We start from the raw sequence: 25,225 nt of genomic DNA on the forward strand, positions 1-25,225 counted from the left end.
GTGGTTCCTCACACGTTGAGAAGCAGGAACTCGCGCTCCCAGGGGCTGATGACCTGCATGAAGGTCTCGAATTCCCCGCGTTTCAGGCCGGCATAAAGGCCCACGAATTCATGGCCGAACACCCGGTCGAACTGTTCCTCGCCTTCCAGCAGCGCCACGGCCTCAAGGAGACCACGCGGCAGTTCGATGGAGCCTTCATTGGCCGTATCGGCGGTGGGTTCGGTCGGCTCGATATTGTTGACGATGCCAAGCCAGCCGCAGCCGAGCGAAGCGGCAAGCGCCAGGTACGGATTGGCGTCCGAACTCGGCAGGCGGTTTTCGACGCGACGCGCCTGCGGGCTGGAAATCGGCACCCGGAAAGCCGTGGTGCGGTTGTCATAACCCCAGGCATTGTTGACCGGGCAGGCCATGTCGGGCGTCAGACGGCGATAGGAATTCACATAGGGCGCCAGCATGACGAGTGCGTTCGGAACGTAACGCTGCATGCCGCCGACGAAGGAGAAGAATTCCTTCGAAGGGCTGCCATCGGCATTGGAGAAGATATTGCGTCCGCCATCGATTTCCACCACCGACTGATGGATATGCATGGCCGAACCTGGCTGGCCCTGCATCGGCTTTGCCATGAAGGTAGCGTAGATGCCATGTTTCAGCGCCGCTTCGCGAATGGTGCGCTTGAACAGGAACACCTGGTCGGCAAGTTCGATCGGGTCGCCATGCCGCAGGTTGATTTCCAGCTGCGCCGGGCCTTCCTCGTGGATCAGCGTATCGATCTCGAGACCCTGCTTTTCCGAGAAATGATAGATGTCGTCGATCAACTCGTCGAATTCGTTGATGCCGGCGATGGAATAGCTCTGACCGCCAACGATGGAGCGGCCGGAGCGGCCCTTCGGCGGATGCAGCGGATAATCCGGGTCGTCATTCATGGCGACGAGATAAAATTCGATTTCGGGTGCTACGACCGGCTTCCAGCCCTTTTCGGTATAGAGCGAAAGCACGTTCTTCAGCACGTTGCGCGGCGTGTAGGGAACGAAATTACCCTCGGCATCCACAACGTCGCAGATCACCTGCGCGGTTGGGTCGCTTTCCCAAGGCACGACGGACAGCGTCGAAAGATCCGGCACCAGTTTCAGGTCGCTGTCGCGCGGTTCATAGCGAAAGTTCGCTGTCTCATCAGGATATTCGCCTGATATCGTGTGGCGGTAGAGCGCGGACGGCAGGGCGAGCGAGGTATCGCCCGTGAATTTCGCCGTCGGCATCATTTTGCCGCGCGCAACCCCGGCAAGGTCGGGCGTGATGCATTCTATGTCTTCGATCCCGCGCACGCGCAGCCATTGCGCGGCTTCGCGCCAGGAGGAAACGCCACGGGTGGAGGAGAGATCGAGGGGAGGAGACTTCTTTGCCATGGTTGCCTGTTTCTTCGGGCGGAGCATGGTTTTTTTGGCGGGCATGTATCACCGGGTCTGTGTTTCTGGTGGAGCCATCATAACCGTAGTTTGACAATTGGCGAGGGGGAAAGCGCCATTGACAAGCGGCGGCGCTTGGAAAAGAGGAAAGGAAACGGATCGGATGGAATGATGACAGAGAAATGTGACGTGCTGATTTTGGGGGCGGGCGCCGCCGGCATGATGGGCGCCATCCGCGCCGGAAAGCGTGGCCGCTCCGTCATCATTCTCGACCATGCCAGGGCACCGGGCGAAAAGATCCGTATTTCCGGCGGCGGCCGCTGCAACTTCACCAATATCCATGCCGGACCGAAGAATTATCTCTCCTCCAACCCGCATTTCGCCAAATCCGCTCTCGCCCGTTATACGCCGCACGATTTCATTGCCCTTGTCGAAAAACATCGCATCGCCTGGCATGAAAAGACGCTCGGCCAGCTCTTCTGCGATGACAGCGCCAAGGACATCATCCGCATGCTGCTGGCTGAAATGCAGGCGGTGAATGCGAAACTGCGGCTCGAAACATCAGTCTCGGCCGTCACTCATGATGGTGGCCGTTTTCGCGTCACGACCTCAGGCGGCGTCATCGAGGCAGAAAGCCTTGTCGTGGCGACGGGCGGCAAGTCCATCCCGAAAATGGGCGCGACCGGTTTTGCCTATCAGATCGCCGAGCAATTCGGTCTCAAGCTCATCGAACCGCGCCCCGGCCTCGTGCCGCTGACACTCGATCCCGCCTCGCTTGAAAAGCTGAGCCCGCTTGCCGGCGTCGCGGTTCCGGCCGAGGTTTCCCATGGCAAGACCTCGTTTGAGGAAGCGCTGCTGTTCACCCATCGCGGTTTGAGTGGCCCCTCCATTCTGCAAATCTCGTCCTATTGGAGGGAGGGCGATGCGATCCGGCTGAAACTGGAGCCGGCACGCGATATCGTCGCGCTGCTGAGGCAGGCAAAACAGAAGAACGGCCGCCAGTCGGCCCAGACGGCTCTTTCCGAAATCCTGCCGAAGCGGCTCGCCCAACATGTGGTCGAACAAACCGGCATCACCGGCAATCTCGCCGATATGTCCGAGAAGGTTCTCGCAAAGCTGGAAGCGCAGGTGCAGGACTGGCAGATCAAGCCCGCCGGTTCAGAGGGTTACCGCACGGCGGAAGTCACGCTCGGCGGTGTGGACACCACGGGCCTCGATTCCCGCAGCATGGCGGCGAAATCCGTGCCAGGCCTCTATTTCATTGGCGAATGTGTTGACGTGACCGGCTGGCTCGGCGGTTATAATTTCCAGTGGGCCTGGGCCTCCGGGCAGGCGGCAGGCGAATTCGCCTGAAAGCGCCTGCCTTAACACCTTGTTAAGGTGCATGGAGTCATCCTGATCAAATGCCAGCAAGGCAGGATCACCCAGTGATCCCGCTGCACATGATGTCCTGCTGGAGGCTCTTAACAGGGCATGGGTCGGTTGAGTTTTTCGTCAGGAGCCCGCGCATGAACAGATCTGCACATCGCCGCCCTCGCGCCATTGCCATCGCCCGCGCCGAAAGCGAGAGCCGGCAGCTGGCCTTCTACCTCAGCATCATCGCAACCGGTGCCGTCGCAGCCCTGATCGCTCTCTTTTATTGATCGGCGGCTCGTCACGTTTATCAAACCGGCAAGCGCGCTGAAAAGCCGCCATGCCCGGGACGCTTCCGCCATGTCAGCATAGAACTTCTCTTCCTGCAGAATGGCTTCGCGTCGCGTGCGCGGCTTCTGATTGTCAATGATAGCCTGTGCTGCAAAAATCGCATGCATGTTCGCTCTCCTTCTGAATGCGGAGGGCCATGATGCGCGCCGTTTTTTGATTTATCTGCGCAAGAAAATGCGCTACGTTTTTCACCGATGAAAAACGTCACTTGGGATTCCTATCAGCTTTTCCTCGATGTGTCACGCAGCGGCGGCCTGACGGGTGCTGCCGCGCTGACCGGTTTGAGCCCCGCGACCGTCGGGCGGCGCATGGTCGAGCTGGAGGAACGCATCGGCAAGGCCCTCTTCTTACGCAGCCAGACCGGATACGCCCTGACGGCGGACGGACGGGCGCTGTTCGACCGGCTTCAGGCAATGGAAAATGCGGCCAAGGATATCGAGGGATGGCAGAAGGCTTCGTTGGCCTCTTCGACCGTGCGCATTGCCGTCGGCACCTGGAATGCCTGGCTGCTGACCGGCAACTTCTCCGCCATCTGCACCGACCGCGATGATTTCCGCATCGATCTTTTCATTGCCGAACAGAGGGCGTCTCTGGCCCATCGCGAAAACGACATCGGCATCCGTGCTTTCGAGCCGCAGGAAAAGAACCTTGCCGCCATCAAGACGGGGGAGGTGGCCTATGCGCCCTACAGGCTGCGCAATGCTGCCGCCGCCGTTGCCGACCGCTGGCTGGCGGTGGCAGAAGAGAGCGCCATTTCCACCTATCTGCGCTGGCCGCATGAAAACCGCCGCAGCGATATTGCAGTGACGGTTAACCGGCCGGTAGCGCTGCTCGATCTGGTGCTGGCCGGGGCCGGGGTCGCCGTGCTTCCCTGTTTCGTGGGCGATGCCGATGCACGGCTTCTTCGCGAGGGCGGCGAAATCGAACCACTTCGCCACAATCAATGGATCGTCATGAACAATGACGATCGCCACCGCCGCGATATCAGGACGGTGGCGGATCGGATGACCCGTCTCATCAAGGGACATTCCGATCTTTATGCCGGACGTAAGAGCCGTCCGGCATGAAAGAATGGCTGCCGGTCAGGCGGCGGCACTTCCCTGCGCAACGATGACCGGGATCAGAAGATCGCCCCAGTTGCCGCCGCCGCCATGGTGGCGGGCCGAGCGGACAAGCTCGACGGAAACACCGGCCTCGACGGCTTTCATGACGGCCTGATTGAGGCGGTGAAGATCATTGGCCAGCATGCGGATGGCAGCCTGCTGATCCTGCGTCATGGCGGAGGATTGCTCCTCGGCGCGTTCCTTGACGTGGGTCTTGATGGGGTTGTGGGCATTCATGGCATTTCTCCTCTCATTATTGTCAGGGGTTTTTGATCCGGTTTGCAAGCCCTTCCCTGTAGTGGGAAGGGCGGTTTTCTCGATTTATTCCGCCGCCGGGCGGAACTGGTCGTGCTCGGTGGATTCCTTCATCGCGGTGGTCGAGGACGTGCCGCCGGAAATGGCGAGCGACACGGCGTCGAAATAGCCGGTGCCGACTTCGCGCTGGTGTTTGGTGGCGGTGTAACCATTCACTTCCGCTGCGAATTCCGCTTCCTGCAACTCGGAATAGGCCGCCATCTGCCGGTCCTTGTAACCGCGTGCCAGTTCGAACATGCCGAAATTCAGCTGGTGGAAACCGGCAAGCGTGATGAACTGGAACTTGTAACCCATCGCGCCCAGTTCACGCTGGAACTTGGCAATCGTCGCGTCGTCGAGGTTCTTTTTCCAGTTGAACGACGGGGAGCAATTATAAGCGAGCTTCTTGCCGGGATGCACCTTGTGCACGCCTTCCGCAAATCTGCGCGCCTGTTCGAGATCCGGCTTTGACGTTTCGCACCAGATCAGGTCGCAATAGGGCGCATAGGCCACCGCGCGGGCGACGCAGGGTTCAAGACCGTTCTTGACCTGATAGAAGCCCTCGACGGTGCGGCCGGCATCGTAATCCACGAAGGGCTGGTCGCGCTCATCGATATCGGATGTCAACAGCTTGGCGGCCTCCGCATCCGTGCGGGCGATGACCAGCGTCGGCACACCCATGACATCAGCAGCAAGCCGCGCCGCCGTCAGGTTGCGAATATGCGCCGCCGTCGGGATCAGAACCTTGCCGCCGAGATGACCGCACTTCTTTTCCGATGCCAGCTGGTCTTCATAGTGAACACCCGCTGCACCCGCTTCGATAAAGGCCTTCATGATCTCGAAGGCGTTGAGCGGGCCGCCGAACCCGGCCTCCGCATCGGCAACGATCGGCGCAAACCAGGTGTCGACCGAAAGACCCTTGCCCTCCGCCGTCTCGATCTGGTCGGCGCGCTGCAAGGTGCGGTTGATGCGCTTGGCCAACTCCGGTGCCGCATTGGCCGGATAAAGCGACTGGTCCGGATACATGGCCGATGCCGTGTTGGCGTCCGCCGCAACCTGCCAGCCGGAAAGATAGATCGCCTTCAGCCCGGCGCGAACCATCTGCATGGCCTGGTTGCCGGAAAGCGCGCCGAGCGCATTGACGAAATTCTCCTCGTTGATCAGCGTCCACAGCCGGTTCGCGCCCATTTCTGCCAGCGAATGGCGGATTTCGACGGAGCCGCGCAGCCGCGCTACGTCGGCGGCGGTGTAGGTGCGCTCGATGCCGTCGAAACGTCCCTGCGGTGCGCCCGGAACGAGTTTGTAAAAATCCGTCATACTTCTCTCTCCCATGATAAATGCGGTTTAGGAAACGGCTTACTCTCAATTTTATGAGGTACCGTTTGATGTGACTACATTTACATTTTTGGAGATTTAAGCGCCAGAACAAACATAAAAACAGTGACTTGAAAGAGGTTATCCTGTAGGATGCATGACAGGCTGGAGCTGTAAATTTGTAAATTTTGTAAAAGGCCGTGGCCTGACGAGTTTGTAACAGACTTGTATGAGTGATGGGTTGAGGAGAGGACGTGTCGGAAAACAAGATTTTTGCCGGGCCGCGCGTGCGCCGTATTCGTAACGGTCTCGCATTGACGCAGACGGCCATGGCCGAGGCGCTGGCGATCTCGCCGTCTTACCTCAACCTCATCGAGCGCAACCAGCGGCCGCTGACCGTGCAACTGCTTTTGAAACTCGCCTCGGTCTACAAGGTCGATCTCGACGACCTGCAGGGCGAAAGCGCCGGTTCCGCCGGGCAGTTGCGTGAGGTCTTTGCCGATCCGCTGCTGGTGGGTGAGGTGCCATCACCGCAGGAACTGATCGAGGTTGCCGATGCCGCGCCCAATGCGGCAAGCGGCGTCCTCAAGCTTTACCGGGCCTATCGGGAACAGGCACAGCGCCTTTCCGACCTCTCCGATCTTCTGGCGCGGGAAGGGCATGAGACGGCGCTGTCCTCCACCCGTCTGCCGATCGACGAGGTGCGGCACGTCTTTGAAAACCGGCCGGCTTATTTCCATGCCATCGATGCGGCAGCAGAAGAACTGCATAAACAATTATCGACGGGCGATGATCTCGCCTCGGGTTTACGCGCCTGGCTGCAGAAAAACCACGGCATCGTCGTCAGAACCCTGCCGGTGCACGCCATGCCGAATCTGAGACGGCGTTATGATCGCCATTCCATGCGGCTGTTTTTGTCCGAGCGCCTCTCCCAGCCGGATCAACTCCGGGAAACGGCGATGGAGACCTGTCTTCTGGCGCTTCGCGAAGAGATAGGGACGGAACTGGAGGCGCTGGGCCTGAAAGGCGAGGAGGCGCGGCGCATCGCCCGTTTCGAACTGGCACGTTATGCCGCCCATGCGCTGATGATGCCCTATGGTGCGTTCCTTGCCGCCGCCCAGCGCGCGAAATATGACCTCGATGTTCTGCGGTCGCGCTTCAACGTCTCATTCGAACAGGCTGCCAACCGGCTCGTCAGCCTGCAACGGCCAACGACCGCGGCGATCCCGTTTTTCCTGATGGAGATCGACAATGCCGGCAACCGTTTCCGCCTCGCAGGGGCGGGCGGTTTCCCGAGGGCGCGATTCGGCGGTCTCTGTCCGCGGCTCAATATCCATGCCGCCTTCGCCCAGCCGGGGCAGGTGCTGGTGGAATCGGTGGAAATGCCTGACGGTGATGCTTTCCTCACCGTTTCGCGCACGCTGGAAGGTCCGCAGGCGGGTTTCGGCGAAAGGGTGAGGCGCACGGCCGTGCTTTTAGGCTGCGATCTCGGCCAGGCGGGGGAAACGGTCTATGGCCCGGCCGCCTCTGGTGCTGCACCCGTCGCCATCGGCCCCTCGTGCCGGCTGTGCGAAAGACAGGGCTGCCTGTCACGGGCCGAAGCGCCGCTCACGCGCCCGCTCGGGTTGGATGAAATGGTCACCGGCCTCAGTGTTTTCGACTTCCAGTAGGTGTTTCGATCCAATTTTTCCTTGCCGAAACACATTTGGTTGAAAATGCTGTGCTGCACATTTCCCGCTTGCTCCCTTTTGTTTTCCTTTCTAGTCTCGCTAAAAAAGGGGATCACGCTTCCGTCGTGAGGATGCGTTAACAGGAGACATCATGAAAAACCGTTCTCTCCGCCTGACCTTGGCTCTCACCACCGCGCTCGTTGCAGCAGGCTCGGCAATGGCCCAGGAGAAGGTCGTCCACGTCTATAACTGGTCGGACTATATCGATCCCGTCATCCTTGAAGATTTTACCAAGGAAACCGGGATAAAGGTGGTCTACGACGTGTATGACGGCAACGAAGTGCTGGAGACCAAGCTTTTGGCCGGCAGCTCGGGTTATGACGTTGTGGCGCCGACATCGCCTTTTCTGGCACGGCAGATCAAGGCCGGTGTCTACCAGAAGCTGGACAAGTCCAAGCTGCCGAACCTCAAGAATGCGTGGCCGGAAATTACCGAACGCCTGGCGAAATATGACCCCGGCAACGAATATGCCGTCAACTACATGTGGGGCACAACCGGCATCGGCTACAATGTCGCCAAGGTGAAGGCCGCGCTCGGCGATGTGCCTGTTGATAGCTGGGACGTGTTGTTCAAGCCGGAAAATGCCGAGAAGCTGAAATCCTGCGGTATCAACGTTCTCGACGCGTCCGACGAGACTTTCGCGATTGCGATGAACTATCTCGGCAAGAATCCCGACAGCAAGGAAACGGCCGACCTGGAAGCCGGCGGCGAGGTCTATTCGAAGATTCGCCCCTATGTAAAGACCTTCAATTCATCGCCCTATATCAATGATCTCGCCAATGGCGACACTTGCATCTCCATCGGCTGGTCCGGCGATATTCTTCAGGCAAAAACGCGCGCCGAGGAAGCCAAGAACGGCGTTGAGGTGAATTATGTCATCCCCAAGGAAGGCACCTATATCTGGATGGATAGCTTTGCCATTCCGGCTGATGCCAAGAATGTCGATGAGGCCCACGCCTTCATCAACTACATGATGAAGCCTGAAGTCGCTGCCAAGGCTTCCGACTACGTACAATACGCCAACGGCAACCTTCCCTCGCAGGCGCTGATGGATCCGTCGGTTGCGAAGAACCCGGGGGTCTATCCCGATCCGGAAACGATGAAGAAGCTCTTCACCATTTCGCCCTACGGACCGAAGGAACAGCGTGTGTTGAACCGCGTCTGGACGCAGATAAAGACCGGCACCTGATCGGACTTGGGAGAGGGTGGCGCTGTCCACCCTCTTTCTCCTCGATGTCGACGATGGATTCTTGGGTGAAATGGGGCGGGCATGGCAAAGACACTCGGACCGGTCAAACGCAAATTCAGCCCTTGGGACAATCCCGATGCGGTGCCTTTCATCCGATTTGAAAACGTTACCAAGCGTTTCGGCGATTTTGTCGCCGTCAACAATCTGACGCTCGATATTTACGAGCGCGAATTCTTCTCGCTGCTTGGTCCTTCCGGTTGCGGCAAGACCACGCTGATGCGCATGCTGGCCGGTTTCGAGGAACCGACCGAGGGTCGTATCCTGCTGCAAGGCAAGGATATTTCCGGCGTGCCGCCCTATAAGCGCCCCACCAACATGATGTTCCAGTCCTATGCGCTTTTCCCGCATATGTCGGTGGAAAAGAACATCGCCTTCGGCCTCGAGCAGGACGGCCTTCCCAAGGCGGATATCGCTGCCCGTGTCGAGGAAATGCTGCGGCTCGTCAAGCTCACGGAATTTGCCAAGCGCAAGCCGAGCCAGCTTTCCGGTGGCCAGCGCCAGCGCGTGGCGCTCGCCCGCTCGCTTGCCAAGCGGCCGAAGGTGCTGCTGCTGGACGAACCGCTCGGCGCGCTCGACAAGAAGCTGCGCGAAGAAACGCAGTTCGAGCTGATGGATATCCAGACCAATCTCGGTCTCACCTTCCTCATCGTCACCCATGATCAGGAAGAGGCGATGACGGTGTCGGACCGCATCGCGGTCATGGACAAGGGCAACGTCGTGCAGGTGGCGACGCCGGCCGAGATCTATGAAGCGCCGAATACCCGTTATGTGGCCGACTTCATCGGCGACATCAATATTTTCGACGCCCACGTCGTGGCCAACGCCTCCGATATCGGCAAGCCCGGTCTGGTGACGATGGACTGCGACGGTCTGAAAGTTTCAGTGGAACAGGAGTGTGCCGCCGCCGCCGGCAGCCAGGTGGCTTACGCCATTCGCCCGGAAAAGGTCCGCATCTCGCTCGACCAGCCCGCCGACAGCAGCATCAATTCCGCCTATGGCGAAGTCTGGGACATCGGTTATCTCGGTGATTTTTCGGTATTCATCGTCAAGCTGGCCGATGGTCGCGTCATCCGCGCCGCGCAGGCGAACGTCTCGCGTCTCGTCGATCGCCCCATCACTTTCGGCGATATGGTGTGGCTGAACTGGAAACCGGATTCAGGGCTTGTCCTGACACGCTGAGGGAGGCTTCGATGGCGATCACCACTCCCGAGAACCGGCAAAGCCCCTGGCGCTGGCTGGTCGTTGCGGTTCCCTATTTCTGGCTGCTGCTGTTTTTCGCCGCACCCTTTCTCATCATCGTCAAGATTTCGCTGTCGGATACGGCGATCTCCATGCCGCCCTATACGCCTGTCTTCGAAGGGTTTTCGAAGCTCGGCGAATTTTTCTCGCAGCTGGATTTCGAGAATTATCTCTTCCTGACGGAAGACCCGCTCTACATTGAAGCCTATCTGTCGTCGCTGCGCATCGCCTTCATCTCTACCTTCCTACTGCTGCTGATCGGTTATCCCATGGCGCTGGCCATGGCGCGCGCACCGTCTTCCGTGCGCCCGACGCTGGTGATGCTGGTGATCCTGCCGTTCTGGACCTCGTTCCTGATCCGCGTTTACGCCTGGATCGGCATTCTGAAGCCGGAAGGCCTGTTGACGGTGCTGTTTCAGTGGCTTGGGTTTCTCGAACCAGACCAGCAGGTCAATATCTTCCGCACCGAGACGGCGATCTTCATCGGCATCGTTTATTCCTATCTGCCCTTCATGGTCCTGCCGCTTTATTCGGCGCTGGAAAAACTCGACAATACGCTGCTTGAGGCGGCCGCCGATCTCGGTTGCCCGCCCTGGAAGGCCTTCTGGAAAATCACTTTCCCGCTCTCCCTGCCGGGCGTGGTCGCCGGGGCGATGATCTGCTTCATCCCGATAACAGGCGAGTTCGTCATTCCCGATCTGCTGGGCGGCGCCCAGACGCTGATGATCGGCAAGACGCTGTGGACGGAATTCTTCGGCAATCGCGACTGGCCCTTGGCATCCGCTGTCGCCGTGCTGTTGTTGATCCTGCTGGTGGTGCCCATCGCCATCTTCCAGAACCAGCAGAAGAAGGTGGGGTGAGGCCATGAAGCGTGGAAAATTCGACATCACGGTCCTGACGCTCGGTTTTGCCTTCCTTTATATTCCGATCATCATCCTGATCATTTATTCCTTCAATGCCTCCAAGCTCGTCACCGTCTGGGGCGGCTTCTCGCTGCAATGGTATAAGTCCATGTGGTCGAACCAGGGGCTGATGGATGCGGCCTGGGTGACGCTGCGTGTCGGTATCCTCAGCGCCACCATCGGCACCATCCTCGGAACGCTGGCGGCACTGTCTCTCACCCGTTTCGCCCGTTTTCCGGGGCGAGTGCTGTTTTCCGGCATGATCTATGCGCCGCTCGTCATGCCCGAGGTCATCACCGGCCTGTCGCTGCTGCTTCTGTTCGTGGCTGTCGGGGTGGATCGCGGGTTCTGGACTGTCGTCATCGCCCATACGACCTTCACCATGTGTTATGTGGCAATCGTCGTACAGTCGCGCCTCCTGACCTTCGACCGCAGTCTTGAGGAGGCGGCGCTCGATCTTGGTTGCCCGCCGGTCAAGACCTTCTTCCGCATCACCCTGCCGCTGATTTTCCCGGCCGTCATTGCCGGCTGGATGCTCGCTTTCACCCTGTCGCTCGACGATCTCGTGATCGCCAGCTTTGCCACCGGCCCGGGTGCGACGACGCTGCCGATCAAGATTTATTCGCAGGTTCGTTTGGGCGTGACGCCGGAAATCAACGCTATCTGCACCATTCTGATCGGTCTCGTGACGATCGGCGTCATCGTCGCTTCCGTTGCCTCCAAGCGCACCGAATTGCAGCGCATGCGCGACGAACATGCGGCCGCGCGAAATTGAATAACGCCTCCTTATTTCTTCGCGTTACTGTTGAAATCGCGATAAAATCAGGAATCTGTAATTTAGTTTTGGCGCTTTACGGTCTCAAAATAGTAATTTTCGTGGGTAATTGATCTATTTTGGTTTTAACCCCTTGTTAATGGGAGTTGGCGGAAAGTAAATCCAACGCAGGGCCGTCATATGTCTGATGGCCGGGATTGATAATTTCCAAGTGGCGAGATTGTCCCCCCTTTCTCTCGTTGAAAAGCACAACTCATACAGGCGGCCGCAAGGCCGCCTTTCTTTTTGCTGATGCCGCTGATGCCTCAGCGCTCTTCCGGATGATCCATCGATTTCGAGACGAGCAGCACGGGAATAAGCCCGGCCATGATGATGATGATCGCCGGCACGGCGGCATCCTGCACCCTGGAGCGGGACGCATCCTCATAAACCAGCGTGGCGAGCGTGTTGAAACCGAAGGGCCGCAGCAGGATGGTGGCCGGCAGTTCCTTCATGGATTCGATCAGGACCAGAAGAAAGGCGGTGAGCGCCGCCGGCCGCATATTCGGCAAAAGCACCCTGAACAGTGTCTGCGCCCGGTTGCGCCCAAGGGTGCGCGAGGCCATGTCGATATGCGGCGAGAGCTTATGGAAACCGGCATCGAGCGTGCCTTCCGCCATGGTCATGAAACGCACGGCATGGGCATAGATGATGGCAAAGGCAGTGCCGGACAGCAGCAGCCCGCTGGAAAAGCCGAAATGGGAACGGATGAACCCGTCAACGCCATTATCGAGACTTGCCAGCGGAATGAGGACGCCGATGGCAAGCACGGTTCCCGGCACGCCATAACCCATGGAGCCGAGACGCGCCGCCACTTTTGAGAGGCGCGAACGCTCGGTGCGGATGGCATAGGAGAACACGAAAGCCGCAATCAGTGTCAGGAAGGCAGCAGAAAGCGAGACTTCGAGGCTGTGCCCGAGCGCTTTCAAAAGCTTTGGCGCCACAAGCGCGTCCAGCCTTTTCACGGCATAACCGCCAAGCACGATGACTGGGATGAAAAAGCCGCTGGCCACGGGCAGGAAGCAGAACAGGCTTGCGCACCAGCGCCGCCAGCCGGCCAGCGCCTTCAACCGGTGGCGTTGGGCCATGCTCGTCGCTTTCGGCGCGCCAAAGCGCTGTTTTTCCCGGGCATTGCGCTCAATGACGATCAGGGCACCAACGATGATCAGGATGACGGCGGCGATCTGGGTCGCATTGGCGAGATTGCCGCGATTGAGCCAGGTCTCGTAGATGGTGAAGGTGAGCGTCTGGACGCCGAGATATTCGACGGCGCCAATATCGTTCAGCGTCTCCATCAGCACCAGCGACAGCCCGATGGCAATCGCCGGCCGCGCCATCGGCAATTGCACGGAGAAGAACACATTCAACGGCTTTGCACCGAGCGTGCGGGCAGCTTCAGCCGCAAACCGCCCTTGCATGGAGAAAGCGGCGCGAGCGGAGAGATAGACATAAGGATAGAGCACCGAACTCAGGACGATCACCGCACCGCCGAGCGAGCGGATATCGGGAAACCAGTAGTCACGAATGCTGTGGTAACCGAAGGCGGCGCGAACGGCACTCTGCACCGGCCCGGTGAAATCGAGGAATTCGCCGAACGCATAAGCCGCCAGATAGGACGGAATGGCGAGCGGCAGCACAAGAGCCGCGGACAATATCCGCCGTAACGGAAATTCGAAGGTGGTGACGAGCCAGGCGCAGATGATCCCGAAGAAGGCCGTTGTCGCGGCCGTTAGCCCCAGCAACATGAAGGTGCGGAACCCGGCGCGTGGCAGAACATTGGCAAGAAGATGCTGCCACCCCTCCGTGCTGCCAGTCAACGCCAGCCAGAAGATCGCCAGAATGGGCATGGCGGCAATGGCCGCGATAATGACCGCCGTCATCGGCAGCACTGAAACGCGCCTTGTCGCTGCAGGGGAAATGGTCATGGGCATGCGGGCCTGCTGTCTTGCGAAAGCCACAACGTGTCATGCATCCCGCGGCACACTGTATGACCTAACGAATTCTTATGCTCTCGCATCCGCATTTCCCTCATTCCTGTGCTTGTCACAGGAATCCAGCCGACGCGCGTCTGCGTGGCGAGAAGAGTCTTTTCAGCCCAAGGACTTGGGCTGGCTAGATTCCTGTGACAAGCACAGGAATAAGGGAGAGATGGTATCTTCGGAAAACCACCCGCTTCCTACCGTCGCATTGCTACGCCCGCATGGCCTCAGTTGGCAAGAACCCGCTGCGACGGAAAGGTGATTTCCACCAGCGTGCCTTCATTCGGCGTGGAGGTGATGGAGAAATTCGCGCGGTTGGCGTCGACCATGGCTTTCGTCAGCGGCAGGCCAAGCCCGGTGCCGTCACCGCGCACGCGTTTGCCTGACGATGCCACCTGCCGGAACGGTTTCATCGCCTGTTCCAGTTCCGCCCGCGTCATGCCGATGCCGGTGTCGCGGATGCGCAGCGACACGCTGCCATTGGCTTCATAAGCGGTGGAGACGACAATCTGGCCGCCGGATGGGGTGAAACGGATGGCGTTCGACAGGATGTTCAGCACGATCTGCTTGATCGAGCGCAGGTCGGCGACGATCTGCGGCACGGATTGTGCCAGCGCGGTGCGAATGATGACGCGCTGGTTGTTGGCCTGCGGTTGCACCAGCGAAACCGCCTCGGCCACCGTCTCGTTCAGCGGTACGGCGATGAAATCCACATCCATCTGCCCGGCCTCGATCTTAGAAATATCGAGGAGATCATTGACGATATCGAGTACATGCCGGCCGGAACGGCCAATATCATTGGCATATTCCACATAACGCGGATTGCCGATCGGTCCGAAACGTTCGGTCGCCATCATGTCGGAGAAACCGATGATGGCGTTGAGCGGCGTGCGGATTTCGTGGCTGACGCGCGCCAGGAAATCGGTCTTGTGCGCATTGGCGGTTTCCGCCGCGCGCTTGGCGTTGCGCAACTCTTCTTCGGTGCGCTTCCATTGGGTGATGTCGCGGATCACGGCGCAATAGCCGTGCGAGGATTTCAGCCGCCCGATGGTCATGAATAACGGCAGGAAACCGCCGGAGGCCTCGCGGCCGATCACTTCGCGGCCGTCATTCAGCACGCTGGCGACGCCATTATTGGCAAGGCCGGAGAGATAATCCAGCACGGCGCGCTGGCTCTCATGGGCAAAGAGCGTCACGAAGGGCTTGCCGGCGATTTCGCCATTATCATAATTGAACAGCGCGCTGGCGGAACGGTTGAGCGAGCGGATTTCGCCGTCGTCGCCCAGAAGCACCACGCCATCGGTGGCGGTTTCCAGAATGGAATGCAGCTCTTCCATTTCGCCCTGTAACAGGGAGAGGTTGCCCGCCTCGGCATTTTCCGCGGTGTTTTCATTGGCCGCCGTAACCGCCGCCGGCTTTTCTTCCAGCGGAACCAGCGACAGCATCAGCGCCTTCGTTTCTTCCCAGTGGATGGATTGCAGCCGCGCCTTGACCGGAATGATGTCATTTTCAGCGCTGACGACGACCATGCCGCCCTCATTGTCGGGCATGTTCTCCAGCTCCTGCCGCTGCAGCAGTGCTTCCAGCCCGCCGACCTCTTCCAGCTCGGTCAGAGAGGTATAGCCCGTCAGTCGCAGGAAATCGGGATTGGCGTGGATCAGCCGGTCACCGGCATGCACCAGAAGCGCCACCGGCATCTGATCCAGCGTCTCGGCCGTCAGCGCACTGGGGGTGCGAACGGGCGGGCTGACCATGGAGGCGGCAATATCGGCAACCGGCTTCTCGTCGGTGGTGGCCACCTGTTTTTCTGCAGAAGCGGGTTCATCGGTGGGTGCACGAACGGGCGCGGGCTGTTCACCGCGAACATAATCGGCAAAAAGATCGTCTTCTTCTACCGGTTCAGTTGTTTCTGCGTCGTTGCCAGTGTCGGAGGACGCGTCTTTTGCGGTCTCCGCCGCGATGTCTTGCTGGATATCCTGAACGACCGGCTCGGCCGAAATCCCTTCGGCATCCGCCTCGTGTTTTTCCTCCGACGCCGTATCCGATGGCGCGAGCGCCCGGCCGATCTCGCGGAAGGCTGCCTGTTCGCCTGCGGTCAGTCCCTCGCGGGAGCGCGAACGGCGGTCCTCCAGATGCACGACCTTGTCGGAATAGGAGGGTTCGGGCGCAGTCGCTTCTATTGGCGATTCGACTTCCAGTGAGGTCTCATCATCAAGCAGTTCTTCCGTCAAAACCTCGTCTGCTGCATCGCCTGCAGCATCGATGCCTACCGCCGGTTCATCAGGCAGCGCTGGGTGAGGATTGTCGTCCGTTTCCGTGTCTTCATCGACAAAAGCCAGCAATTCATGGCTCTCATCTTCGACGGCCGGCTGCGGCAAAACCTCTGCGATCTCCGTCTCTTCACTATTCAGGAAGGTCAGCCCGGTGGCATGTGGGTCTTCGGTGGCATCGGCGAGGCGCACGATGCCGAAACCGCGGAAACCGTCAAATTCGCGGGCACGCGTGTAAGTGGGCAGGGCGGCGAGATCGATCGGCACCATCAGCGAAGTGCCTTCCACCGGCCAGTAGATCGTCTTGCCCGACCAGGTGTCGCGCCGGCCGAGAAGCTCGCGGATCTTGCCGTCGGGATCGAGATTGAACAGGGCCGCGACATCGGCAAAGCCCATGCCTTCCACGGCGGCCGCCTTGGCGCCCACGGCTTCTGCAAATTCGTGCGAAATCGAGCTGAAACGCCCTTCGGCGTCGATTTTCCAGACGAAACGTGAGGCGCGTGCACCGGCATTAAAGACAAAAGGCCGTGCTTCTTCGCCAGTGCCGATGTTTGCCGTTTCCGTCTCCGTCGTTAGCTCGTCGTCCGCCGCAGTAGTAGCTTCTTCCGCCTCCGTTTCAGCGATTTCATCGTCCGCGAAAGTGTTTTCCTCGGCCTGTGCCTCGACGGTATGATCCTCCGCGACCGTTCGCTCGATCGAGGGAGCCACCGTTTCATCAGCGTCGAGTTCGAAGAGGTCCTCAATGTCGTCGGTCATCGCCATATCGGCGGCGGCATCTGCATCCAACACGGGAGGCTCTGCCGGTGTCTCCACCTTGTCGTCAGGCATTGACAGAAGGCCGTCTTCATCCTGTTCGGCTGTCACGTCCTCTTCGAAATCGGACGGCAGTTCCTGAACATCCTCCACATCCTCTATGCCGGCAACGGCGTCGAGCACGGAATCGAAAGAGGTGGTTGCTGCGATAACAGGCACCGCCTCCGCTACCGGCAGGGCGGTCTCGGCGGCGGCCGGGATTTCCTGCGGCCTGCTTTCGGCAACATTTCTGTCTTCGGCAACATCCGTGTCTTCGGCTAAACCCCTGTCTTCTGAAAAACCATTGACGGGATCGAGCGTCCCGAGCGCGGTTTCCACCACGAACAGCAGGTTCAGTTCGGGCGATGTCGTGATCTGGCCGGTGGCGGCGGGCAGATAACCCTTGCCGGTTGGAACCGGGCGTTTGACGAGATGACCGGACTGGCCGGCGGCCATTTTGATGAGCGTGCGGGCGGTATGCGGCGTGATGCCGAGCGACGAAAAGCCTGACGAGGCGGCAATGATCTCATTGTCGCCATTCAGCACCGCCATATGAATATCCGGATCGTCAAACCCTTCGATCATGCGCCGGGCGCATTCGGCCACGTCGGGCGCGGCTTGATCGGTGAGGGCGGAAAATAGGATAGCCGGGTGGCCGGGTTCCGCCTCGATGATCTCCGCGCGGGCGGTGACGGCAAGGCTGCGGAAACCCGAAGTGATGCGAATGGTAAACGGCAGGCTGTCGCCGGCTTTCGAAAGCCGGGCCGCCGTGGCCGCCAATTGCCGGAAGGTCACATCCTGCCGTTTGGGACCCTGCTCCAGAAAATCGTAAACGATCGGCGTGCCGAACAGCGCCGCGCCGCGCCCATTGGCCCAGAGCACATTTTGAAGATCGAGCGAAAACAGCGCCATGGCCTCGCCGCGCCCAAAACCTTCGCGCACCCGTTCATGCACTGCTATATCGATAAAGGGATATTGGACGGCGGGCATGTCGAAACCTATTCTGGCACTACCGGACCTTGCGGGCTCCTCGGCTTCCTCATGAAGCCGCCAAACGTAAACCCGCCAGGCATCACGTTAACAGAATTTTAAATAACTTCACAGCGCGGCCGGGTCCACCGCCCGGTGGATGAATCGCCAAATAGAGTTAACATCAACAGGCCCGTTGCCGCTTCGCCTTCAAAAGTCACCCTATCGAAAAGCACTTGCCTTTCGCAGCCTTTTTTCGCAAAATTCGAAGAGGCACTTGCAAATGGGGGAAACACCTTTTATGTCACCCCCCGTGACGCCGCTTTGGCGTTTCATGTGCGGTTGTAGCTCAGTTGGTTAGAGCGCAGGTTTGTGGCACCTGAGGTCGGTGGTTCGACCCCACTCAACCGTACCATTCCCCTCTCCCAGTAAGTTTATATGTCACAATGACTTACCGGGAGAGGGGAATATTCTCTCCCTATTAACACCTGCTCATCACTTGCGGATGTTCGCGCAGGTCTCGGCGCCGTGCATACCTGCCTGCCGGTTTCGAAAATCCACGGAAATCATTGCCGCGATCATGACGATCCGTATCCAGCCTCGGCGCGGCATCAGACCATCCCATGTACAGCCTGCCAAAAACCATTTGGCTAAAATCGCCTGCGCTGGTATTGTCCACCCAACGAAACCTTATGAAAGCCAGCAGCATAGCGTCTACGCTTGTGCGCGGCGAAATGGACAAGACAGTGATCGACCCCGGAAACGGCCCAAAGCCGTCGGAACAAGGGGCGTCGGTGGCGAACAAAGGGAAAGCGAAGCGATCCCGTCGTGGCAAGAAACACAAGCGTGACGGTAAGCCCCGTGACGCTGTTGTGCTGTCGCATGATGTTGCCGCGGATGTTCCGGCCGGTTCCTCCTATGTATCGGCTCTCGAGCCGGATGCGGAGCCGCGCAAGAGAAAGCGTCGCAGGCGCTCTCGCGGCAAAGGCACGTCTCAGCAGGCTGCTGCCGCTGTCAACGGAGAAGTGCAGGCTCCAGCCGCACCCGATGGCGCAAATTCATCCTCCGTGCCGCCTATTGGCGCGCGAAAATCGCGTAACCGCAAACGCGGCCACCGCGATCCGCGCGGTCGTGACCCGCAGGGCCGTCCGCTGGTTCCCAGCCACGCACCCAAACATGGCGGCAAGCAGAACGGCCGTGCCAATGGCTCGGCACAGGAACAGCACCGGTCGCAATCCGAAATCTCCGCCCGCCACGCAGGCCGCCAGCATGAGCATGGCCAGGAGCTGCCGGCGGATATGTATGCGGCGCTCGATCTCGGCACCAATAATTGCCGCCTGCTGATCGCGCAGCCGACACGGCCGGGCCAGTTCCGGGTCGTCGATGCCTTTTCACGCATCGTCCGGCTGGGCGAGGGGCTGATATCGAGCGGTCGGCTTTCCGATGATGCGATGGATCGCGCCGTGGAAGCGCTCAAGGTCTGCTCCTCGAAACTTGCCGGACGCCCGATCAGGCGCATGCGGCTGATCGCCACCGAGGCCTGCCGTGCAGCCTCCAATGGCGAGGAATTTCTGGAGCGTGTCACGCGGGAAACGGGGCTGAAACTCGAAATCATCAGCCGCGAGACGGAAGCCCGGCTTGCGGTCTCCGGCTGCGCGTCGCTTGTCGGGCGTGAGGCGCGCTCTGTCGTGCTGTTCGATATTGGCGGCGGATCGTCGGAAATCGCGGTCATCAAGGTCGGTGAAAACCGCTCGAACCGGCTCGCCAACCACATCACCCACTGGACCTCGCTGCCGGTCGGCGTCGTCACGCTGTCGGAACGCCATGGCGGCCGGGATGTAACGCCTGACGTGTTTGCCGCCATGGTGCGGGAAGTCGAAGGCCTGCTCGATGCCTTCCATTGCCCGCCGCTCGCGCCGCAATTGCACCATGAGGATTTCCATCTGATTGGGACCTCGGGCACGGTCACGACGCTTGCGGGAGTCCATCTCGATCTGCCGCGTTATGATCGCCGCAAGGTGGATGGCCTCTGGCTTTCCGATGTCGAGGTGACGGCAATGCAGGACAAGTTGCTGGCCTGGGATTTCGCTGGCCGCGCCGCCAACGCCTGCATCGGGCCTGACCGGGCCGATCTGGTTCTGGCCGGTTGCGCCATTCTAGAGGCCATTCGCCGCCGCTGGCCGGCACGCCGCATGCGGGTGGCCGATCGTGGCCTGCGCGAAGGCCTCTTGACGGATATGATGGCGGATGACGGCGCATGGCGGCGCAACCGCATAAGGCGCATGCAGATGGTACGGCAGGACAGAACGGAAGGTTTGACATGAGCAAGGCGCCGACAAGCACCAATCGCACCGGCCGCAAGATCGGCCAGAAGGTCAAGAAGACCAAGCTCAAGGCCTCGTCGCGCCGCTGGCTGGAGCGTCATATCAATGACCCCTATGTGCAGCGCGCCAAGCTGGAAGGCTATCGCGCCCGCGCCGCCTTCAAGCTGCTGGAAATCAACGACAAGCACCAGATTTTGAAGGGTGCGACCCGCATCATCGACCTTGGTGCAGCACCCGGAAGCTGGTCGCAGATCGCCGCCAAGGTGACGGATTCCACTGAGGATGATATCCGCGTCGCTGCCATCGATTTCCTCGAAATCGATCCGATCCCCGGCGTGAAGATCCTGCAACTCGACTTTCTCGACCCGACCGCACCGGACCAGCTGATGGAAGCCGTTGGCGGCACGCCCGATCTTGTCTTGTCGGATATGGCCGCGCCCACCACGGGCCACCAGAAGACCGACCACATCCGCACCATGCATCTGTGCGAAGTCGCAGCCGATTTCGCGGTTCAGGTGCTGGCGGAAGGCGGCCATTTCCTTGCCAAGACCTTCCAGGGCGGCACGGAAAAGGCATTGCTTGATATGCTGAAGAAGAACTTCAAGCAGGTTCTGCATATCAAGCCGGCGTCGTCACGCTCGGAATCGGTCGAAATGTTCCTGCTTGCCAAGCACTTCAAGGGCCGCAGACACGAACCGGCCATCGATGCCGACGCCGAAGAGTCGACTGAGGACTGATCACTCCGCCGGTTGCGAAACCTTGCCGCGGTGGCCGGAAACGGCCGCCCCGGCCTGCGCGTCCATGCGGATGATCGGCACGATCGCAAACAACGATACCAGCGCGACGATGGTGAAGGCGATGTGGAAATCGGCAAGTTGTAAATGTGTGCCTGACATCATGCTGCTGACTTCCAGAATGGAGGCGGCGAAAGCCACGCCCAGTGCCAGGCTGATCTGTTGCAGCACCGAGGCCATCGAGGTCGCCTGACTGGCCTGGCTGTCCTCGATATCGGAGTAGCTGAGCGCATTCGATCCGGTGAAGAAGAACGACCGGGCAAATCCCGCCGTGACCAGAAAGATCATGATCAGCGGATAGGGCGTTTCAGGCGTAAAAAAGCTGTTGGCAAGCGTCGTGAACGCGCCGACGATACCGGCCCCGATCAGCGTCGAGCGGAACCCCGTTGCCGCAAACACCCGCTTGGCCATGAATTTCGTGGTGATCGCGCCAATCGCGCCGGCAAAGGTGATCATGCCTGACTGGAACGGGTTGAGCCCGAACCCGATCTGCAACATCAGCGGCATCAGGAAGGGGATTGCGCCCGTGGAAATGCGGAAAACGGTGCCACCGACGGAGGCCGCCCGGAAGGTCGCATTTTGGAAAATGCGGAAATCCAGAATAGGGGCGGGGTGGCGCGCGGCGTGGCGCATGTAAAGAAAACCGCAGATGAAACCGATGACCGTCGAGGCGATGCCGATGGCGGGCGGCAGGGCCGGAAGGCTGACCACCGACACGCCGAACACCACACCGGAGGCGGCGATGCCTGACAGAATGAAGCCCTTGCCGTCCATCGGCGGTGGGTTGGTGGTTTCGATTTCCGGCAGGAAGATGGTCGAGAGCCAGATGCCGATAATGCCGATGGGCACGTTGATCAGGAAAATCCAGTGCCATGAAAAATAGGTGGTGATGAAGCCGCCGATCGGCGGGCCGGTGAGCGGCCCGACAAGCCCCGGTATCGTCAGCAGCGCCATGGCGGAGACGAGTTCGCTGCGCTTGGTCGTGCGCAGCAGCACGAGACGGCCAACGGGTGTCATCATAGCCCCACCCATGCCTTGCAGGAAACGCGACAGCACGAATTCGAACACCGACGACGAAACCGCGCAGCAGATCGACCCCACAACGAAAACGCCGATGGCGATACGGAAGATTTTCTTCGCGCCGTATTTGTCGGCCATCCAGCCGCTGATGGGGATGAAGATCGCCAGCGCCACCATATAGGCCGTTAGCGCCAGTTTGAGCGTGATCGGGCCGACATGGAGGTCTTTTGCAATCGCCGGGAGCGAGGTGGCGATGACGGTGGAGTCCATCTGCTCCATGAAAAGAGCGACTGCGAGGATCAGGGGAATGATGCGATTCATGGGACTGCCTGCGGCTTTCCGCTGCGACAAGGGATATCGCCGTTCCTCCTACGCCTGATAGGCGGGCTTGCCAACACGTTAATTATCAATTTCTCAACTTGCGATCAAACCTGCGTGAGGCCGGTTTTCTTGCAACTTTCTCGCTCTATTGTCCGTTGGGTGAGTTCAGTTGGCGATCATGGCCAGTTGGCGATATCGGGAGAAAGATAATGACCCAATCCTTGAGCATGAGCAGACGCGGCCTCATCGGTGCGGCTGGCGCCAGTGTCCTCGGCGCGCCGCTGTTGATGGCGCGCGGCGCGAACGCCCAGACCAACCAGCCGCAGACCTCCATGGAGATAAAACACGCCATGCCGCCGGAAACCAATCGCTTCAAGCTCGGCAATTTCGAGGTGCTGGTAGTCAAGGACGGCGCGCGCGCCGCGCCCAATCCGGGTGAAACCTTCGGCACGGACCAGTCGGCGGAGACCGTGGGAAAATTGCTGGAAGACAATTTTCTGCCGAAGGATCAGTTCGTCAATTCCTTCTCGCCTGTTCTCATCAATACCGGCTCCGATCTCGTGCTGTTTGATACCGGTTTCGGCGAGGCTGGCCGCGGTGCCGGCAATGGCCGCCTGACCGAAGGCATGGCTGCGGCCGGTTATACGCCCGAGGACGTGACCGTGGTGGTGTTGACCCATATGCACGGCGACCATATTGGCGGTCTCATGGAAAAGGGTGCGCCGGCTTTTTCGAAAGCGCGTTACGTGTTCGGCCAGGCGGAATATGATTTCTGGACGGATGAAAAGCGCGCAGGCACCCCTGCCGAAGGTGGGCAGAAGGGCGTTCTCGCCAATGTCAAACCGCTGGCGGAAAAGGCGACCTTCATTGGTGACGGCGCCAATGTCGTCTCCGGCATCACCGGCATCGCAGCTTTTGGCCACTCGCCCGGACATATGATCTTCCGTGTCGAATCGGAAGGCAAACAGCTGATCCTGACGGCAGATACCGCCAACCATTTCGTCCTTTCGCTGCAGAAGCCGGACTGGGAGGTGAAATTCGACATGGACAAGGCGGCCGCCGCTGCGACCCGCAAGAAGGTCTATGACATGATCGCCACCGACCGGTTGCCGTTCCTCGGTTATCACATGCCTTTCCCGGCTGTCGGTTACGCGGAGAAGCTGGATACGGGTTACCGTTTCGTGCCGAAGTCTTATCAGTTTGATATCTGACATCTGCTGCAACGCAGCAACAGGCAAAGCCCGGAACGTGGTTCCGGGTTTTTTCTATTCCCTTCCTGTCATGAACGTGTTACCAGCCCTCGCCAACTTCCAAGCAATCCTTGCAGGGCGCCGGGGTGAACTTTTCGTTCCGGAACGGCCACGCATTTTCATTATGAAGGAATTTGGTCATGGCACGCATCATTCAAACACCCACTGGTTTGGACGCTCTCACATTTGACGATGTGTTGCTGCAACCCGGACATTCCGAAGTCATGCCGGGACAGACGAATATCGCCACCCGCATTGCCCGCGATATCGATCTGAACCTTCCGATCCTCTCTTCCGCCATGGATACGGTCACCGAAGGCCGCCTCGCCATCGCCATGGCCCAGGCCGGCGGCATCGGCGTCATCCACCGCAACCTGACCCCCATCGAGCAGGCTGAAGAAGTGCGGCAGGTGAAGAAGTTCGAAAGCGGCATGGTCGTCAATCCGGTCACCATCGGCCCCGACGCGACGCTTGCCGAAGCGCAGGCGCTGATGAAGGCGCACGGCATTTCCGGCATTCCGGTCGTTGAAAACGGCGGCGCCGGCGGCCACAAGAATGGCCGCCTCGTCGGTATCCTGACCAACCGCGACGTGCGCTTCGCCTCCGATCCGCAGCAGAAGATCTACGAACTGATGACCCGCGAAAATCTGGTCACGGTCAAGGAAAGCAGCGTCGATCAGCAGGAAGCGCGCCGCCTGCTGCACAAGCACCGCATTGAAAAGCTGCTGGTTGTGGACGGAAAGGGCAATTGCGTCGGCCTCATCACCGTCAAGGATATCGAGAAGTCGCAGCTAAACCCCAATGCCACCAAGGATGCGCAGGGCCGCCTTCGTGCCGCCGCCGCCATCAGCGTTGGTGCTGATGCCATCGAGCGCGCCGAACGCCTCATCGATGCCGGCGTTGACCTTCTGGTCGTTGATACCGCGCATGGCCATTCGCAGCGGGTTCTCGATGCCGTGGCGCAGGTCAAGAAGATGTCGAACTCGGTTCGCATCATCGCCGGCAATGTCGCCACTGCTGACGGCACCAAGGCGCTGATCGATGCCGGTGCGGACGCCGTCAAGGTCGGTATCGGCCCCGGCTCCATCTGCACCACCCGTATCGTCGCTGGCGTTGGCGTTCCGCAGCTGGCGGCCGTCATGGCTTCGGTGGAAGCCGCCAATGCCGCCGATATTCCTGTTATCGCCGATGGCGGCATCAAGTTCTCGGGCGATCTGGCCAAGGCGATCGCCGCCGGCGCTTCCGCCGTCATGATCGGCTCGCTTTTGGCCGGCACGGATGAAAGCCCGGGCGAAGTGTTCCTGTATCAGGGCCGCTCCTTCAAGGCTTATCGCGGCATGGGCTCCGTTGGCGCCATGGCCCGCGGTTCCGCTGACCGTTATTTCCAGGCGGAAGTGCGCGATACGCTGAAGCTCGTGCCTGAGGGTATCGAAGGTCAGGTGCCCTATAAGGGCCCAGTCTCCGGCGTCCTGCACCAGCTGGCCGGCGGCCTCAAGGCTGCCATGGGTTATGTCGGTGGCAGCAACATCAAGGAATTCCAGGAGCGCGCCACCTTCGTGCGCATTTCCAGCGCCGGCCTGCGGGAAAGCCACGCCCATGACGTGACGATCACGCGCGAAAGCCCGAACTATCCGGGCGCTGTTTGATCTTTCGAGCCGAATCCGTAAAAAGATAGGCTAGATATTTGGCGCTCCCCGATCTCAAGCCGGATCGGGGAGCGTTTTCATGATGGGGGGAAAGCATGTCACCGACGA

Annotated in this window: 18 protein-coding genes and 1 tRNA gene; 12 read left to right on the forward strand and 7 right to left on the reverse strand. The window is 59.8% G+C overall.

Going from position 1 to position 25,225, the window contains the following annotated elements:
* Window positions 1-8: 8 nt before the first annotated feature.
* Window positions 9-1,448 (reverse strand): glutamine synthetase family protein, encoded by a 1,440-nt coding sequence (locus GSF67_RS01605; protein ID WP_006313070.1) that lies wholly within the window; start codon window positions 1,446-1,448, stop codon window positions 9-11.
* Between the two features lie 123 nt (window positions 1,449-1,571).
* Here GSF67_RS01605 and GSF67_RS01610 point away from each other — a divergent pair, with 123 nt between their 5' ends.
* Window positions 1,572-2,756, forward strand: coding sequence for an NAD(P)/FAD-dependent oxidoreductase (locus tag GSF67_RS01610; protein WP_006313071.1), 1,185 nt, complete (start codon window positions 1,572-1,574; stop codon window positions 2,754-2,756).
* Window positions 2,757-2,866: 110 nt separating this feature from the next.
* On the opposite strand, the gene GSF67_RS25965 is transcribed toward GSF67_RS01610, so the two are convergent.
* On the reverse strand, window positions 2,867-3,214 hold the full coding sequence (locus tag GSF67_RS25965) for a hypothetical protein (RefSeq protein ID WP_006313073.1): 348 nt from the start codon (window positions 3,212-3,214) through the stop codon (window positions 2,867-2,869).
* Window positions 3,215-3,301: 87 nt separating this feature from the next.
* Here GSF67_RS25965 and GSF67_RS01615 point away from each other — a divergent pair, with 87 nt between their 5' ends.
* Window positions 3,302-4,174, forward strand: coding sequence for a LysR family transcriptional regulator (locus GSF67_RS01615; protein WP_006313074.1), 873 nt, complete (start codon window positions 3,302-3,304; stop codon window positions 4,172-4,174).
* A 15-nt stretch (window positions 4,175-4,189) separates the two neighbouring features.
* Here the strand turns inward: GSF67_RS01615 and GSF67_RS01620 are convergent, their stop codons facing one another.
* Both GSF67_RS01620 and aceA read right to left on the reverse strand, forming a co-directional pair.
* Window positions 4,190-4,447: a hypothetical protein gene (locus GSF67_RS01620; RefSeq protein WP_003493954.1), complete on the reverse strand. Its 258-nt coding sequence runs from the start codon at window positions 4,445-4,447 to the stop codon at window positions 4,190-4,192.
* A gap of 84 nt (window positions 4,448-4,531) precedes the next feature.
* Window positions 4,532-5,821, reverse strand: a complete 1,290-nt coding sequence (aceA, locus tag GSF67_RS01625; RefSeq protein WP_006313075.1) for an isocitrate lyase — start codon at window positions 5,819-5,821, stop codon at window positions 4,532-4,534.
* Between the two features lie 251 nt (window positions 5,822-6,072).
* On the opposite strand from aceA, the gene GSF67_RS01630 reads away from it, so the two are divergent.
* The 5 genes from GSF67_RS01630 to GSF67_RS01650 all read left to right on the forward strand — a co-directional run bounded on the left by GSF67_RS01630 (window position 6,073) and on the right by GSF67_RS01650 (window position 11,713).
* Window positions 6,073-7,488 (forward strand): short-chain fatty acyl-CoA regulator family protein, encoded by a 1,416-nt coding sequence (locus tag GSF67_RS01630; protein WP_006313076.1) that lies wholly within the window; start codon window positions 6,073-6,075, stop codon window positions 7,486-7,488.
* 151 nt (window positions 7,489-7,639) lie between these two features.
* Window positions 7,640-8,737, forward strand: a complete 1,098-nt coding sequence (locus GSF67_RS01635; protein ID WP_006313077.1) for a polyamine ABC transporter substrate-binding protein — start codon at window positions 7,640-7,642, stop codon at window positions 8,735-8,737.
* 81 nt (window positions 8,738-8,818) lie between these two features.
* A complete protein-coding gene (locus GSF67_RS01640) occupies window positions 8,819-9,976 on the forward strand; it encodes an ABC transporter ATP-binding protein (protein WP_006313078.1) in 1,158 nt (385 codons plus the stop codon).
* Between the two features lie 11 nt (window positions 9,977-9,987).
* Window positions 9,988-10,896 (forward strand): ABC transporter permease subunit, encoded by a 909-nt coding sequence (locus GSF67_RS01645; protein ID WP_006313079.1) that lies wholly within the window; start codon window positions 9,988-9,990, stop codon window positions 10,894-10,896.
* 4 nt (window positions 10,897-10,900) lie between these two features.
* On the forward strand, window positions 10,901-11,713 hold the full coding sequence (locus GSF67_RS01650) for an ABC transporter permease (protein ID WP_006313080.1): 813 nt from the start codon (window positions 10,901-10,903) through the stop codon (window positions 11,711-11,713).
* Between the two features lie 305 nt (window positions 11,714-12,018).
* Here the strand turns inward: GSF67_RS01650 and GSF67_RS01655 are convergent, their stop codons facing one another.
* Complete coding sequence (locus tag GSF67_RS01655) at window positions 12,019-13,683, reverse strand: iron ABC transporter permease (protein ID WP_035215335.1); 1,665 nt, start codon at window positions 13,681-13,683, stop codon at window positions 12,019-12,021.
* A 275-nt stretch (window positions 13,684-13,958) separates the two neighbouring features.
* Window positions 13,959-17,783, reverse strand: coding sequence for a two-component system sensor histidine kinase PdhS1 (gene pdhS1 / locus GSF67_RS01660; protein ID WP_006313082.1), 3,825 nt, complete (start codon window positions 17,781-17,783; stop codon window positions 13,959-13,961).
* Window positions 17,784-18,100: 317 nt separating this feature from the next.
* Here pdhS1 and GSF67_RS01665 point away from each other — a divergent pair.
* The 3 genes from GSF67_RS01665 to GSF67_RS01675 all read left to right on the forward strand — a co-directional run bounded on the left by GSF67_RS01665 (window position 18,101) and on the right by GSF67_RS01675 (window position 20,823).
* Window positions 18,101-18,177: transfer RNA gene (locus GSF67_RS01665), tRNA-His, on the forward strand.
* 277 nt (window positions 18,178-18,454) lie between these two features.
* The gene (locus GSF67_RS01670; RefSeq protein WP_006313084.1) at window positions 18,455-20,086 is read left to right on the forward strand and encodes a Ppx/GppA phosphatase family protein; all 1,632 of its coding nucleotides are present in this window, start codon (window positions 18,455-18,457) and stop codon (window positions 20,084-20,086) included.
* The gene (locus tag GSF67_RS01675; protein WP_006313085.1) at window positions 20,083-20,823 is read left to right on the forward strand and encodes an RlmE family RNA methyltransferase; all 741 of its coding nucleotides are present in this window, start codon (window positions 20,083-20,085) and stop codon (window positions 20,821-20,823) included. The genes GSF67_RS01670 and GSF67_RS01675 overlap by 4 nt, the downstream gene beginning before the upstream one ends.
* Here the strand turns inward: GSF67_RS01675 and GSF67_RS01680 are convergent, their stop codons facing one another.
* Window positions 20,824-22,221, reverse strand: a complete 1,398-nt coding sequence (locus GSF67_RS01680; protein WP_006313086.1) for an MDR family MFS transporter — start codon at window positions 22,219-22,221, stop codon at window positions 20,824-20,826.
* 209 nt (window positions 22,222-22,430) lie between these two features.
* Between GSF67_RS01680 and GSF67_RS01685 the strand changes: the two genes are divergently transcribed.
* Window positions 22,431-23,432 (forward strand): MBL fold metallo-hydrolase, encoded by a 1,002-nt coding sequence (locus tag GSF67_RS01685; RefSeq protein WP_006313087.1) that lies wholly within the window; start codon window positions 22,431-22,433, stop codon window positions 23,430-23,432.
* A gap of 179 nt (window positions 23,433-23,611) precedes the next feature.
* On the forward strand, window positions 23,612-25,117 hold the full coding sequence (gene guaB / locus GSF67_RS01690; RefSeq protein ID WP_006313088.1) for an IMP dehydrogenase: 1,506 nt from the start codon (window positions 23,612-23,614) through the stop codon (window positions 25,115-25,117).
* Window positions 25,118-25,225: the final 108 nt, after the last annotated feature.

The sequence above is a fragment of the Agrobacterium sp. CGMCC 11546 genome (genome assembly GCF_013365515.1).
Lineage (GTDB): Bacteria > Pseudomonadota > Alphaproteobacteria > Rhizobiales > Rhizobiaceae > Agrobacterium > Agrobacterium fabrum.

What these genes read in the sequence shown, in the direction of transcription:
- GSF67_RS01605 (WP_006313070.1), bottom strand. Translation starts at nt 1,448, where the DNA reads ATGCCCGCCAAAAAAACCATGCTCCGCCCGAAGAAACAGGCAACCATG.
- GSF67_RS01610 (WP_006313071.1), top strand. Translation starts at nt 1,572, where the DNA reads ATGATGACAGAGAAATGTGACGTGCTGATTTTGGGGGCGGGCGCCGCC.
- GSF67_RS25965 (WP_006313073.1), bottom strand. Translation starts at nt 3,214, where the DNA reads ATGCATGCGATTTTTGCAGCACAGGCTATCATTGACAATCAGAAGCCG.
- GSF67_RS01615 (WP_006313074.1), top strand. Translation starts at nt 3,302, where the DNA reads ATGAAAAACGTCACTTGGGATTCCTATCAGCTTTTCCTCGATGTGTCA.
- GSF67_RS01620 (WP_003493954.1), bottom strand. Translation starts at nt 4,447, where the DNA reads ATGAATGCCCACAACCCCATCAAGACCCACGTCAAGGAACGCGCCGAG.
- aceA (WP_006313075.1), bottom strand. Translation starts at nt 5,821, where the DNA reads ATGACGGATTTTTACAAACTCGTTCCGGGCGCACCGCAGGGACGTTTC.
- GSF67_RS01635 (WP_006313077.1), top strand. Translation starts at nt 7,640, where the DNA reads ATGAAAAACCGTTCTCTCCGCCTGACCTTGGCTCTCACCACCGCGCTC.
- GSF67_RS01640 (WP_006313078.1), top strand. Translation starts at nt 8,819, where the DNA reads ATGGCAAAGACACTCGGACCGGTCAAACGCAAATTCAGCCCTTGGGAC.
- GSF67_RS01645 (WP_006313079.1), top strand. Translation starts at nt 9,988, where the DNA reads ATGGCGATCACCACTCCCGAGAACCGGCAAAGCCCCTGGCGCTGGCTG.
- GSF67_RS01650 (WP_006313080.1), top strand. Translation starts at nt 10,901, where the DNA reads ATGAAGCGTGGAAAATTCGACATCACGGTCCTGACGCTCGGTTTTGCC.
- GSF67_RS01655 (WP_035215335.1), bottom strand. Translation starts at nt 13,683, where the DNA reads ATGCCCATGACCATTTCCCCTGCAGCGACAAGGCGCGTTTCAGTGCTG.
- pdhS1 (WP_006313082.1), bottom strand. Translation starts at nt 17,783, where the DNA reads ATGCCCGCCGTCCAATATCCCTTTATCGATATAGCAGTGCATGAACGG.
- GSF67_RS01670 (WP_006313084.1), top strand. Translation starts at nt 18,455, where the DNA reads ATGAAAGCCAGCAGCATAGCGTCTACGCTTGTGCGCGGCGAAATGGAC.
- GSF67_RS01675 (WP_006313085.1), top strand. Translation starts at nt 20,083, where the DNA reads ATGAGCAAGGCGCCGACAAGCACCAATCGCACCGGCCGCAAGATCGGC.
- GSF67_RS01680 (WP_006313086.1), bottom strand. Translation starts at nt 22,221, where the DNA reads ATGAATCGCATCATTCCCCTGATCCTCGCAGTCGCTCTTTTCATGGAG.
- GSF67_RS01685 (WP_006313087.1), top strand. Translation starts at nt 22,431, where the DNA reads ATGACCCAATCCTTGAGCATGAGCAGACGCGGCCTCATCGGTGCGGCT.
- guaB (WP_006313088.1), top strand. Translation starts at nt 23,612, where the DNA reads ATGGCACGCATCATTCAAACACCCACTGGTTTGGACGCTCTCACATTT.